Annotated in this window: 13 protein-coding genes; all 13 read right to left on the reverse strand. The window is 35.6% G+C overall.

What is annotated here, in order from left to right:
- Positions 1–8 precede the first annotated feature (8 nt).
- The 13 genes from DB895_RS00200 to DB895_RS00260 all read right to left on the reverse strand — a co-directional run bounded on the left by DB895_RS00200 (position 9) and on the right by DB895_RS00260 (position 13,495).
- On the reverse strand, positions 9–1,271 hold the full coding sequence (locus tag DB895_RS00200) for a TolC family protein (protein ID WP_116723329.1): 1,263 nt from the start codon (positions 1,269–1,271) through the stop codon (positions 9–11).
- Positions 1,268–1,861 carry a TetR/AcrR family transcriptional regulator gene (locus tag DB895_RS00205; RefSeq protein ID WP_116723330.1) on the reverse strand — a complete coding sequence of 198 codons (594 nt, stop codon included), beginning with the start codon at positions 1,859–1,861 and terminating at the stop codon, positions 1,268–1,270. The genes DB895_RS00200 and DB895_RS00205 overlap by 4 nt, the downstream gene beginning before the upstream one ends.
- A 258-nt stretch (positions 1,862–2,119) precedes the next feature.
- Positions 2,120–2,323, reverse strand: coding sequence for a YgaP family membrane protein (locus DB895_RS00210; protein WP_116723331.1), 204 nt, complete (start codon positions 2,321–2,323; stop codon positions 2,120–2,122).
- A 33-nt stretch (positions 2,324–2,356) separates the two neighbouring features.
- On the reverse strand, positions 2,357–2,554 hold the full coding sequence (locus tag DB895_RS00215; protein WP_116723332.1) for a DUF6132 family protein: 198 nt from the start codon (positions 2,552–2,554) through the stop codon (positions 2,357–2,359).
- Positions 2,551–2,853 (reverse strand): thioredoxin, encoded by a 303-nt coding sequence (trxA, locus tag DB895_RS00220; RefSeq protein ID WP_116723333.1) that lies wholly within the window; start codon positions 2,851–2,853, stop codon positions 2,551–2,553. Before trxA ends, DB895_RS00215 begins: the two co-directional genes overlap by 4 nt.
- Positions 2,846–3,052 (reverse strand): hypothetical protein, encoded by a 207-nt coding sequence (locus DB895_RS00225; RefSeq protein ID WP_116723334.1) that lies wholly within the window; start codon positions 3,050–3,052, stop codon positions 2,846–2,848. Before DB895_RS00225 ends, trxA begins: the two co-directional genes overlap by 8 nt.
- Positions 3,052–4,458: an MBL fold metallo-hydrolase gene (locus DB895_RS00230; protein ID WP_116723335.1), complete on the reverse strand. Its 1,407-nt coding sequence runs from the start codon at positions 4,456–4,458 to the stop codon at positions 3,052–3,054. The genes DB895_RS00225 and DB895_RS00230 overlap by 1 nt, the downstream gene beginning before the upstream one ends.
- A gap of 76 nt (positions 4,459–4,534) precedes the next feature.
- Complete coding sequence (locus DB895_RS00235; protein ID WP_116723336.1) at positions 4,535–5,338, reverse strand: sulfite exporter TauE/SafE family protein; 804 nt, start codon at positions 5,336–5,338, stop codon at positions 4,535–4,537.
- A 67-nt stretch (positions 5,339–5,405) separates the two neighbouring features.
- Positions 5,406–6,038, reverse strand: a complete 633-nt coding sequence (locus DB895_RS00240; RefSeq protein WP_116723337.1) for a Crp/Fnr family transcriptional regulator — start codon at positions 6,036–6,038, stop codon at positions 5,406–5,408.
- Positions 6,039–6,188: 150 nt separating this feature from the next.
- Positions 6,189–9,161 (reverse strand): protein translocase subunit SecDF, encoded by a 2,973-nt coding sequence (secDF, locus tag DB895_RS00245; protein WP_116723338.1) that lies wholly within the window; start codon positions 9,159–9,161, stop codon positions 6,189–6,191.
- 226 nt (positions 9,162–9,387) lie between these two features.
- Positions 9,388–10,323, reverse strand: a complete 936-nt coding sequence (mdh, locus tag DB895_RS00250) for a malate dehydrogenase (protein ID WP_116723339.1) — start codon at positions 10,321–10,323, stop codon at positions 9,388–9,390.
- A gap of 94 nt (positions 10,324–10,417) precedes the next feature.
- A complete protein-coding gene (gene gyrB, locus DB895_RS00255) occupies positions 10,418–12,358 on the reverse strand; it encodes a DNA topoisomerase (ATP-hydrolyzing) subunit B (RefSeq protein WP_116723340.1) in 1,941 nt (646 codons plus the stop codon).
- Between the two features lie 99 nt (positions 12,359–12,457).
- Entirely contained in the window at positions 12,458–13,495 is a 1,038-nt protein-coding gene (locus tag DB895_RS00260; RefSeq protein ID WP_116723341.1) for a dipeptide epimerase, read from the reverse strand.
- Positions 13,496–13,506: the final 11 nt, after the last annotated feature.

Consider the following 13,506-nt stretch of genomic DNA (forward strand, 5'->3'; position numbering starts at 1 on the left):
ATATATTTTTAATTTCCTTTTACAATTTTATAATTCGCTTTCGCCAAAGCCAATTGAATTTCATGCAGTTTTTGATTGGTTTTGGCTTCATATAAATTGGTGAATTCCACCAGATATTCTGATGAAGTTATGACACCATTTTTCAATTGTGAATTTGAAGATTTGACTACGTCTTCACGTAAAGTGATAATTTCTGAATCGGTATTGATAACCGCTTCCGTTTTATGAATTTCGTTTTCCATTTCCTGTAATTGTAACTTATTGTTAAGCAAAAAAGTCTCTTTTTCTGTCGAAACGATTTCTTTTGAAACAGAAAGTGCTTGTTTTTCGGTTTTGGATTTATTCCAATCAAACACATTCCAATTGGCTTTTAAACCCACCATATAAAAGGTTTGAAACGAATTGTCCAACATATTCAATCCTGGATTTCCATAACCCGCTTGACCAAAAGCATTTATTTTTGGTGAATTATTTTTAGAAATTACCTCCTTAGAAACTTCAAGTTGTTCGTTTTGGATGTCAAATAATTTCAGTTCCGGACGATTACTTTCCACAGTAAAATCATTGAAAATCATTGGCTGAACCAAAGTTGTATTATCGTCAATTGTCGAAAAAGTTGGCACTGACAAATTTTCTAACAATCGTTTTTTATCAAATTGAATTTCGACAAGTTGCTGCTTAATTTTCAAGTTTTCGGCTTCGAGCACTTTCTCCGAAGCAGGAATAATAGCTCCAAATTTAACCCCAATTTTCACTTCATTTATTTTAGTAACCAATTGATTTTGTTTAGAAATCAAAATCGCTTTTCGTTCTTGTAACAACAAAATCGAAAAATACAACTGATTGATTCTGGTTTTAATTTGATATAAATTCACCGAAACTTGTTGTTGTTGCGTTTTAGTTTGTGCTTCTTTAAGTTTGGAATTTGCATCAATCATTCCGCCATTATACACTAATTGATTTACGTCTAAAGTCGCCCGATATTGGTCTTTATTCAACGGATTTACCGTCACATTTGGTAAATGAATGGGCAATTCCGTAACCGCCGATTGATAGGTTCCCTGAGCATTTAAATCTATTTTTGGCAATTTTCCTTTGTTGAGCGCATCAATTTCGAAAGCTGATTTTTGTTGCAATAATTCCGTTTGTTTGGCCAATGGATAATTTTTATTGACTAAATCATAGCAATTTTCCAATGATAAGGTTTGCTGTGCATGGGATAAAATAGGCAGCAGTAATAATGCAAATGTTATCTTCAAAAATGGTTTCATTTTTTTATCGAATTAATTATTTGTTCGGCAACACTGGTTTTTCGTTCTTCCATCATTTCATTGAATTGAGAATCTGAAATTTGAATCATTCCTTTGACCATCATTTGGGCAGCAAAAGGAAAAATGGTCATCGAAAAAATATCCAGCAGAAGCTGTTTTGGATTAATGGGTTTTATAATTCCGTCCGCAATTTCTTTTTCGATTTGAGCAATCAAAACGGTAGGATTAGGTCTGTTTCCATTGTTCATAAAAGACATTACAAACTCGGGATTGTTATTCATTTCCTGAATTACGAATTGTGGCAAATAGGGATTGAGAATTACAAACGAAATATAACTATGGGTAAACTTCGTTATTTTGTCAAAAACCGTATCTTGAGAATTGAAAATGGCGTTAATTTGCGGAGCCAATTGACCAAAAGCATTCATGAAAACGGCTTGAAAAAGTAATTGCTTGTTCTTGAAACAATAGTGTAACATCGCCTTGTTGATTCCCGCTTCATCGGCGATTTCCTGCATGCGAGCGCCTGCAAACCCTTTCTTTTGGAATACAATCCTGGCCGCGTTAAATATTTTTTCTTCAGTGGTCATTAATTTAACTATACTGTTTAACCATTTGGTTAACAAAGGTAACTAAAAATACATTCCGCAAGGAAAACTCTATTCAAACTTAAATTGTTACTTTAAATTACTTTTTAAATTCAAAAGAACAATTTTGTATTGGATCGTAAACCAATCAAATTTTGTTACATTTTCATTTTCATAAATTGGATTTGCATTTAGCATTCCAATAATTTTGATCCAAAAGAAATCTGATTAAAAACCTCGTTATTGTGCTCCTTTATATAGTTATTCTTTTTTGCGGGTTGAAATTCCAAATGGAATATACAATGGGCAAAAGCTAATGAAACTGGTTATAACCATAATAATTGCAAAAATGCCTAAAACGAGTGCTATCATTCCGCTTATTGTACCCATAAAATACAATATTGCAACAAAAATTGCAGCCGCAATACGAATAATTTTGTCTGTTAACCCCATATTCTTTTTCATCTTATTTCAATTGTATTGATTAATTTTCGGTATTTATGATTTTTTTGGTGATTTCACGAACATATTAAAGAGTAACCCTCCCATTAACGCCCCATATAAAGTACTATTTAAAGGTCTGGAAGTAATGGCGCAAGTTCCTGAAGAACAGCCAACATAAAAGTAATACAAATACCCTGAAAGGGCTCCAACAACGACTCCTATTCCTGTGATGATGAATGCTTTTTTTGTCATTTGTTAGTTTTCTCTATAATCATTTTGATAATCTCTTCTTTTGACAAAACACCTGATTGTCGCCACAATTGTTTTCCTTCCTGAAACAAAATCATAGTAGGGACGCCACGCACTTGATACTGGGACGACATTTGATGATTTTTGTCCACATCAATTTTCAATATCGTGATCCTTTCTCCCAAGGCGTCTTTGACTTGTTTCAAAATTGGGGCAAGCGTTTTGCATGGCCCGCACCATGTGGCAAAAAAATCAATTAAAACCGGTTTTCCTGATTTGATAATCGTATCGAAATTACTCATCTTTCTTGTTTTTATGGTTAGGAATTGTACAATCGTTAGCGCCGCAACCCAGATTAAAAATTACCTGAATGAAGAAAAACAATCCAAAAGTAATAAACATCCACTCCCGCAATACTATCGCTTGGATAAATAAAAATAGGGCAAATGTCAATCGAACCCAGCGCATGAGATGCCAATTGGTAAAAAGTTGTACTTTCATTATTTTAAAGTTGAAGGACATACATAATTTGTAGTTTTTATTCCCGTTTTTTTAATCGCATCAAATCCACCTAAAACATTGACGACGTTATGATATCCTCGTGCCTTTAATATCGAGGTTGCAATAACAGAACGGTATCCCCCGGCGCAATGCACATAAAAGGGTTCTTTTTTTGGAAATTCAGACAAATGTTCGTTCAGGAAATCCAAAGGGGTTGAAGGAACATCTACAATATGCTCAGCGTCATATTCACCCGGTTTTCTGACGTCAAAAACGGGAACTTTTTCCAGCAATTTTTCTTCTAATTCTTCCGCCGAAACAGAATTGACCCTATCGTATTCTAAACCTGTACTTTTCCATGCTTCAAAACCACCTTTTAAATACCCTAATGTATTGTCATATCCCACTCTGGCCAATCTCACGATGGTTTCTTCTTCCCTTCCCGACGGCGTTACCAATAGTAAAGGTTGCTTGCTATCAATAATCAAAGCTCCAACCCAAGGCGCAAAATTGCCTTCAATACCAATAAAAATTGATTTTGGAATGTGTCCCTTGGCAAAATCATCCTGATGGCGTACGTCTAGAATTAAAGCATCAGTTTCATTAGCCAAATGTTCAAACGTTTTGGGGTCGTATGCAATAGCCTCTTTAATGATATCATCCACGTTTTCATATCCCTCTTTATTCAGTCTCACATTCATCGGGAAATAAGCAGGTGGAGGCAACAATCCATCTGTGACTCCATTGATGAATTCATCTCGGGTCATCTCGGCACGAAGGGCATAATTAACTTTTTTTTGTTCACCAATTGTTCCAATGGTTTCCTTGCTCAAATTTTTTCCACATGCGCTTCCGGCACCATGTGCAGGATAAACAATTACCTCGTCTGGCAAGGTCATTACTTTATTGCGCAAACTGTCAAAAAGAATTCCAGCCAATTGTTCCTTTGTCATATGAGCTGCTTTTTGAGCCAAATCAGGTCTTCCTACATCACCCAAAAACAAGGTGTCTCCGCTAAAAAGCGCATAGTCTTTTCCCTCTTCATCTTTTAGGAGATAACATGCACTTTCCATGGTATGTCCTGGCGTATGCAAAACGGTAATGGTAATTTTACCTAAGTGAAAAACTTCTTCATCTGTGGCTATGTGCGCTTTAAAACTAGGATTTGCTTGAGGTCCGAAAACTATTGGCGCCCCAGTTTTTTCAGCTAAAGTAACATGTCCACTAACAAAATCTGCATGGAAATGGGTTTCAAAAATGTATTTTATTTTCGAATGATTTTGATTTGCTTTGTCAATATAAGGCTGTACTTCCCGCAAGGGATCAATAATAGCCACCTCTCCATTACTTTCTATATAATAGGCACCTTGAGCTAAACAACCGGTGTATATTTGTTCTATTTTCATTTTTATAGTTATTATACTTTAAAATTAATTCATTTTTTAACACAAAATGGTAACAAAAGTTACATTTATGAAATCATTAAGACCAAAAAAATTCTTTGATGATTATATATATTCCCATGGCCAAAACAAACCAACCAAATGTTATTTTGAGTTTATTGCCTTCTACTTTTCTGGAAATAAAATTTCCTATGAAAATTCCGAAGATGGAGCAACTTGTAAAAATTAACAACAGTTTCCAATCGATAATCTGATTACCTTGTATGTCACCCAAAAAGCCGATTAAGGATTGGGAAGCCACGATAAAAAGGGAAGTTCCAACAGCCATTTTCATGTGGGTTTTTGTCATAAATAATAATGTTGGAATAATTAGAAATCCACCACCAGCGCCAACAAAACCTGAAATCAAACCTATAAAAACACCTTGAATAGCTATTTTATAATAGTTTAATTTTTCACCTTCAGAAATGGGTATTAAGACCGATGGCTTAATCATTTTGATTGAAGCTACTATCATAACCACAGCAAAAACAATCATGATTAAAACCGACTTGTGCAACGTAAAAAAATCAGTAGAAAAAATGATGGTTGGAATTCTGGGAACAATAATTTTTCGGGTAATAAAAACTGTAATTACGGTAGGAATTCCAAATAAAATAACTTTTTTAAAATCGACTAATTTGTGTTTGGCTTTTTGAATGCCTCCAATCAAAGAGGTTGTCCCAATAATAAATAATGAATATGCAGTGGCCAAAGTGGGTTCAATACTCATTACGTATACTAAAATGGGAACCGAAAGAATAGAGCCTCCACTGCCTAACATTCCTAATGTCATCCCGACAAATACGGCTAAAATATATCCTATACCTTGAGAAATTTCCATCTGTTACTATTTTGATACCACAAAGGTGCACCTATTTAGAAACTCCTTCTGCAACTAAAGTTACAAACTAACTTTTTAGAAATTCTATTGACGCCCTGTGCAGGCGAATTTTCCCTTCATTTTCAAGTGCTTTCAGTAATCGGGACACAACTACTCTTGAAGTATGTAAATCAAATGCAATTTCTTGATGGGTAGTATGAATCTCCTTAGAATGGTTAATTTTAACCTTTTCCTGAAGATAGTTTAGTAGCCGTTCGTCCATATTCATGAATGCAAGATTATCGATGGCTGTAAGCATTTCTTTCAAACGATTGTTATAACTGTTAAATACGTATGTCCTCCAGCTTTTATACTTTCCTAACCACTCTTCCATTTTTATCACAGGAATCATCACTACAGTTCCATTGGTTTCAGCAACGGCTCTAATTTCACTTTTGGTTTCACCCATACAACACGCCATTGTCATGGCACAGGTATCTCCCTTTTCAATAAAATACAAGAGCAATTCCCCTTCATCGAAATCTTCCCGTAAAATCTTGATAGCACCTGTAATCAACAATGGGATTTTTTTGATATAATCCCCAAAATCAATCAGGACGTCCTGCTCCTTAAAATCCCGTAATAAAGAAACTTCTGCGATTTCATCAATCAGTTTTTCTTCAAAGAGCATTCCGTAGGTTTCTTTCAGTAGGTTTTTCATTCGTGCTATGCTTTATATTACGTTTTATATTTCAGGTACAAGAAGTTCAATTTACAATCCTTTAAAATTAGTTATTTATTTTTTAAATTCATGATATCCCAAAAAAAATGCCCGAAACAATTCGGGCATTTTCTAGTATATAAAAAATTATTATGCTTTGTTATGCTCTTCTTCAATTCTTTTGTGTTCCGCGTCAGAAATAGTATCCACAAGAACTGGCGTTGCTATAAATAGGGATGAATACGTTCCTACAACAATACCTATCAACATGGCGAAGATAAATCCTCTAATGGATTCTCCACCAAAAATGAACATGATTAACAATACCAAAATCATCGTCAAGGAAGTGTTAATTGTTCTTGACATAGTAGAGTTAATAGATTGATTCACGATAGAATTGAAATTTCCTTTCGCTTTACCGCCTAAATACTCCCGAACCCTGTCAAATACAATTACGGTATCATTCATAGAATACCCAATAACGGTTAGGATTGCCGCAATAAAATGCTGGTCAATTTCCATTCCGAAAGGCATGTATTTCCACAATAAAGAATAAATTCCCAATACGAAAATAACATCATGCGCCACCGCCGCAATCGCACCTAAACTGTATTGCCATTTTCTGAAACTTACCATCAAGTATAAGAAAACAATTCCCATAGCTCCTAGAACCGCCCAATACGAGTTGGTTTTGATGTCATCTGCAACAGTTGGACCAACTTTAGAGGCTTGCAAAATACCGTATTTTTTACCATCGTAACTGTTTACGAATTTTTCGTAAGTCATATCGGCAGAGAAATGCTTTTTCAAGTTATCGTACAATATTTTATTTACCTCTTGATCGGCTTCAGTACCCGCTTCATCAACTTTATATTTAGTTGTGATTTTTAATTGATTGTCTTTACCAAAAATTTTGGCTTCAGCACTTCCATCAAAAACTTTAACTAGTTCCAATTTCACTTCTTCAGCAGCAACTGGTTTTTCAAAATGCACTTGAAAAGTTCTTCCTCCTTTAAAATCGACACCATAATTTAATCCGTTAGTAGATAAAGAGATGATACTTACTATCACTACCAAGCTTGAAAAAATGTATGTGTATTTTTTAACCCCAAGGAAATCATAATGGAAATTCGTGAAGAAGTTTTTAGAAAAGCCCGTAACAAAAGTTAATTTATTTCCTCTGCTTACGCTCCAGTCTAATAAAATTCTAGTGATAAAAATAGACGTAAACAATGAAGTAGCTATACCTATTAATAATGTCGTAGCAAAACCTTGAATTGGTCCAGTTCCAAAAATCAACAATACCGCTCCTGTCAATACGTGCGTAACGTTTGCATCAACAATGGAGCGCATGGCGCCTTTCCAACCAAATGAAGCTTTAATTGCTTCCTCAATTGTTCTTCCGGCACGCAATTCCTCTTTTGCTCTTTCGTAGATAATGATATTAGCATCAACTGCTGTACCCATAGTTAACACGATACCCGCAATTCCAGGCAACGTAAGTACCGCTCCCAAGCTCGCTAAAATACCAAATAAGAATAAAAGGTTAATTGCTAAAGCAATATTCGCATACAAACCTGATTTACCATAGTACACCATCATCCATAACGAAACGATTAACAAACCAATAATAGCAGAATTAGTTCCGTTATCAATAGCTTCTTGCCCTAGTGATGGCCCCACCACTTCAGATTGAACAATTTCAGCTGAAGCCGGTAATTTACCTGCCCTTAATACATTCGCTAAATCTTTAGTTTCAGTAACATCAAAAACTCCTGATATTTCTGATCTTCCACCAGAAATTGGCCCGCTAGAAACTCCAGGTGCAGAATAAACGATATCATCCAAAACGATAGCGATATTACTTTTTTGAGTAAATGCTTTTCCTGTTAATTCTTCCCAAGCTTTCGCACCCTGTCCGTTCATTTGCATCGTTACCGATGGTTTACCCAACTGGTCAAAGGAATCTTTGGCATCCGTAACCACTCCACCACTCATTGCCGCTTGGTTGTCTCTGTTACCTTTTAGAGCATACAATTCAACTGTTTCAACTTCTTTCTTTGTTTTTTCATCAACAATTGTCGAAGGTTTTCCCCAAACAAATTTAGCATAACGCTTATCCGCTGGCAATAAGACTCTAATATCTTGTCTTTTGAAATAGCTATTGATTACAGAAGTATCTTTAGGAGATACAACAGCAAGAACCGGACCTCCTCCTTGACTCACAAATTTATCCAACAAAGGATTTTGACCTTTTTTAGGAGCAACGGTATCTTTTACTTTATCAGTCAATAAAGTATCGATTCCGGTTTTTGCGGTTTCTTTAATTTCTATGGCTGATTTCTCTGTAAGCTTCAAAGCATTATTGGTAGCCATTAAGAAATTACCTAACTCGTCAATTTTATAGGTTTCCCAAAACTCTAATTGAGCCGTACTTTGTAATAATTTTTTGATACGATCTACGTCTTTAGCACCAGGAAGTTCTACCAAGATTCTTCCGGATTCCCCTAATTTTTGAATATTAGGTTGTGTAACTCCAAATTTATCGATACGCTTTCTTAGTACTTCAAAAGCACTTCCGATAGATTCATCTACTTTACGTCTGATTACCTTTTTCACTTGGTCGTCAGTCATTCTAAAGTTTACTTCATCACCAATGATTTTATTGGAAAAAATTTCTGGCGAAGCTAATTTTACAGTTCCTGAAGAAGCTTTATCGAATGCTTCAAAAAAAGCATCAATGTAATCCTGATTTCCTTGTCTGTTTGCCGTAGCATCAGCCAGTGCTTTATTGAAAGTAGGGTTTTTAGAATTATTGGATAATCCTTTAATTATGTCTTTTACCGAAATTTGAAGTTGAACATTGATTCCCCCCTCAAGATCAAGCCCCTTATTGATTTTTTTGTCTTTTACTTCATTATAAGTAAAATCGGTAAACCCAAGATTAAATACTTTTTCTTTCCCAATGGAATCTAAATATTTTAATTCTTTCTCAGAATTTCCTTTCGCAAACGTTTTGGCATCGCTTTCTATATTATGAGAAACGAATGTGAAAGAAAGTTGGTAAATACTTACCAATGCAAATAAAATTGCAAAAAATTTAACTAGTCCTCTATTCTGCATTATTGCTAATAATTAATTGTTTTTTGTTTGTAAGTTTTAAAAATAATCGCTAATAAATGTATATTTTTTAATTTTAAAACTTAATTCTAAAAATTTGATACACGTCCGTTTTTTTTTAAAAACGAGCAAATATATAATTTACCTAAAGATTAACCAATTTATTTATTGATTAATCTCAAAAAAAAGACTGCAATGTTGCAGTCTTCTCTATATATGGCATAAAAACTTATGCTAAAACTGATTGCAAGTCAGCATTCATATTTCTAACAGCATCAGCGCTTTTAGCAAATGAAGCTTTTTCAGCATCGTTTAATTTAATTTCCACAATTTGTTCAACTCCATTTTTACCTATTATACATGGAACCCCAATACAAATATCATTTTGACCATATTCACCTTCCAACAAAACAGAACATGCAATCATTTTCTTTTGGTCATTTAAAATACTATCAACAAGATAAGCCACAGAAGCCCCAGGTGCATACCACGCAGAAGTTCCTAAAAGCCCCGTTAATGTTGCTCCTCCAACCATAGTGGAAGCAGCTACCTTGTCCAATTCTTCTTGAGAAAGAAATTCAGAAACCGGAATACCGTTGTAAGCAGCCAAACGAGTCAACGGAATCATTGTTGTATCACCATGACCTCCAATAACCATTGCGGAAATATCATTTGATGGTTTGTCTAATGCTTTTGATAAATAATATCTAAAACGGGAACTGTCTAAAGCGCCACCCATTCCAATAATTCTGTTTTTTGGTAAACCTGTTGCTTTTAAAGCCAAATATGTCATGGTATCCATAGGATTAGAAACGACAACTATTATTGAGTTTGGAGAATGAACCAAAACATTATCCACTACAGATTTCACAATTCCGGCATTGATTCCGATTAACTCTTCACGAGTCATTCCCGGTTTTCTTGGAATCCCTGAAGTAATTACAACTACATCGCTGTTGGCTGTTTTTGAATAATCATTGGTAACTCCTGAAATTTGGGTATTGAATCCTGTATTGGTAGCGCATTGCATCAAATCCATAGCCTTACCTTCGGCGAAACCTTCCTTGATATCTAAAATTACTACTTCACTCGCAATTCCTCTATAAGAAATCACATCTGCGCAAGACGCTCCCACGTTTCCTGCTCCTACTATTGTAACTTTCATTTTATTTGTGTTTATTTATTAATTTGTTAATTCTATTATTTGTTAACTCCGCTAATCAGTTAAACAAATAACCGAATTAACGATTAAATTTTATTTAGGCATCGATATTGGCATAAACTGCGTTTTTCTCGATAAATTCCCTTCTTGGCGGAACCTCATCCCCCATTAACATAGAAAACACTCTATCGGCTTCTGCTAAACTGTCAATATTCACTTGGCGTAAAGTTCTGAAATTAGGATCCATTGTGGTTTCCCATAATTGCTCCGCATTCATCTCTCCTAAACCTTTATAACGTTGAATTGCGGCACTTCCGCCCATTCTTTCATTAGCTTGATCTCGCTGCACATCATTCCAAGCATATTCTTTCTTGTTTCCTTTTTTTACTAAATATAAAGGAGGAGCTGCAATATATACGTGACCCTGTTCAATTAATTCCTTCATGAATCGGAAGAAAAACGTTAGAATTAAAGTTGAAATATGACTTCCATCGACATCGGCATCACACATAATGATGACTTTATGATAACGTAATTTTTCGATATTTAATGCCTTACTATCTTCCGCAGTCCCAATTGTTACGCCAAGTGCCGTAAATATATTTCGAATCTCTTCGTTTTCAAAAACTTTATGGTGCATTGCTTTCTCCACATTCAAAATCTTACCTCGCAATGGCATGATAGCCTGAAAAGCACGATCGCGACCTTGCTTTGCGGTTCCACCTGCCGAATCTCCCTCGACAAGGTATACTTCGCATTTTGCAGGATCTTGTTCTGAACAATCTGATAATTTTCCTGGCAATCCGCCACCGCCAAGAACGGTTTTGCGTTGCACCATTTCACGTGCTTTCTTAGCAGCATGTCGAGCCTGCGCAGCAAGAATTACTTTTTGAACAATGATTCGGGCATCATTTGGATTTTCTTCCAAATAATTTTCGATCATTTCACTTACCGCTTGACTTACCGGCGAAACAACTTCTCTATTTCCTAATTTGGTTTTGGTCTGACCTTCAAACTGTGGTTCTGCTACTTTTACTGAAATAATTGCGGTTAGCCCTTCGCGGAAATCGTCTCCGGCAATTTCGAACTTCAATTTATCTAACATTCCAGAAGCATCTGCGTATTTCTTTAACGAACGGGTTAAACCAGTTCTAAAACCTTGCAGGTGCGTTCCACCTTCATGCGTATTAATATTATTCACATACGAGAAAATATTCTCCGTATAACTCGTATTGTAAATCAAGGCAACCTCAACAGGGATCTCTCCTTTTTCGGAATCCATCGAAATAACATGAGAAATGATTGGCTCCCGATTTCCATCCAAATAACGGATGTATTCTTTCAGCCCTTCATCAGAATGAAAGATTTCCTGAACAAATTTACCATCTTTGTCCAATTCTCTTTTATCCGTAAAAGTGATGGTAATTCCTTTATTCAAATAGGACAACTCCCGCATACGCGCCGATAAAGTATCGTAAGTAAAATCGGTAGTTTGGGTAAAAATTTGATTGTCCGGATAAAAAGTAACTATTGTTCCCCTTTTTGTAGTTTCGCCAATTTGTTTTACAGGATAAAGCGATTTTCCTCTTTCATATTCCTGCTCATATACCTTTCCGTCTCTATGAACAGTAGCTCTCAAATGTTTAGATAATGCATTTACTACAGAAACCCCAACACCGTGCAATCCCCCGGAAACCTTATAAGAATCCTTATCAAATTTTCCTCCGGCACCAATTTTAGTCATTACAACTTCTAGTGCAGAAACGCCTTCCTTTTTATGTAAATCGACCGGAATTCCACGTCCGTTATCTTCAACAGTCACAGAACCGTCTTCGTTTATCGCTACGCCAATGGTGTCGCAATGACCTCCCATTGCCTCATCGATAGAGTTATCGACTACTTCATAAACCAAATGATGCAAACCTCTTACACCTACATCTCCAATATACATGGAAGGACGCATCCTAACGTGCTCCATTCCTTCTAATGCCTGAATACTATCTGCTGAATAATTGTTCTTCTTGATTTCTTCGCTCATATAAATTTACTCTAAAAAATGTATTTTTTGTCTAACACGCAAATATATAAAATAGGGATCGATTATGCCCTATAAACCGCACTTTTAGCATTGAAGTTATTAACATTTTATGATTTTTGGCACATATAATTTCACGGCACTTCCAAAAGCATTTGGATATACAATTTTCCCAAAATCGAAAGTTACACCTTCCGCTATATCCTGACTCAAAAGCAAGGCTCCATCGGCATCTAAATAGTCTAAAAGTGGCGCGATTTGAACCAATCCCGATATTCCAACTGTTGATTCTGTCATGCAGCCCGCCATTAGTAACAAATCCTGTTCCTTTGCCACTTCAATCATTCTCAAGGCAGGAGTAATTCCGCCACATTTCATTAATTTGATATTGATCCCATGAAATAATTCGCTACACAAAATAACATCTTTTTCCCGTTGGCAACTTTCGTCAGCAATGATAGGTAAAACGGATTTGGATTTGACTTTTTTCATGCCTTCAATATCGCCTGCATTTAAAGGTTGCTCGATGAATTCTACGTTAAGTTCTTTTAAGATTGAAGCATATTTAATGGTTTGATTTGCATTCCAGGCGCAATTCGCATCTATTCTGAAGACGGAATCGGTTATTTTGCGTAAACTTTCCACTATTTGAATATCGTTTGGAGTTCCTAACTTAATCTTATAAATAGGCCACGACATTTCGATGATTTTTTGTTGCATTATCGCTATGGAGTCAATCCCAATCGTATAAGAAGTCAGTGGCGTTTTAGAATCTTCATCCGACCAATAGCTTCGTAATGTCCTCATGTTCTTTCTGGCATAATAATCCCAATAGGCCATATCTACAGCGCACAAGGCAAAATAATCGTCTTTCAAAACAATTGCAATACTTTCCCAAAAATCTTTGGGATGAATTTCTGAAGTTATAGCAACAATGGGTAAAACTTTGGCCAAACTTGCCGATAATTTTTCGACAGTGCTATGATAATATGGGTTTACGGTTGCTTCACCATAACCTGAAAACGTTCCGTCAGAAATGCAAACCACCACAGTTTTTTGAATCTTAACCGTATAACGGGAAATTGTAAAGGGATGCCTCAGGGGCAAATCATAAAAATGGAAAGCGAGAGTTAAAGCCATAAAAAAAGCGT

The sequence above is a fragment of the Flavobacterium psychrotolerans genome (assembly GCF_003097635.1).
In the GTDB taxonomy this organism is placed as follows: domain Bacteria; phylum Bacteroidota; class Bacteroidia; order Flavobacteriales; family Flavobacteriaceae; genus Flavobacterium; species Flavobacterium psychrotolerans.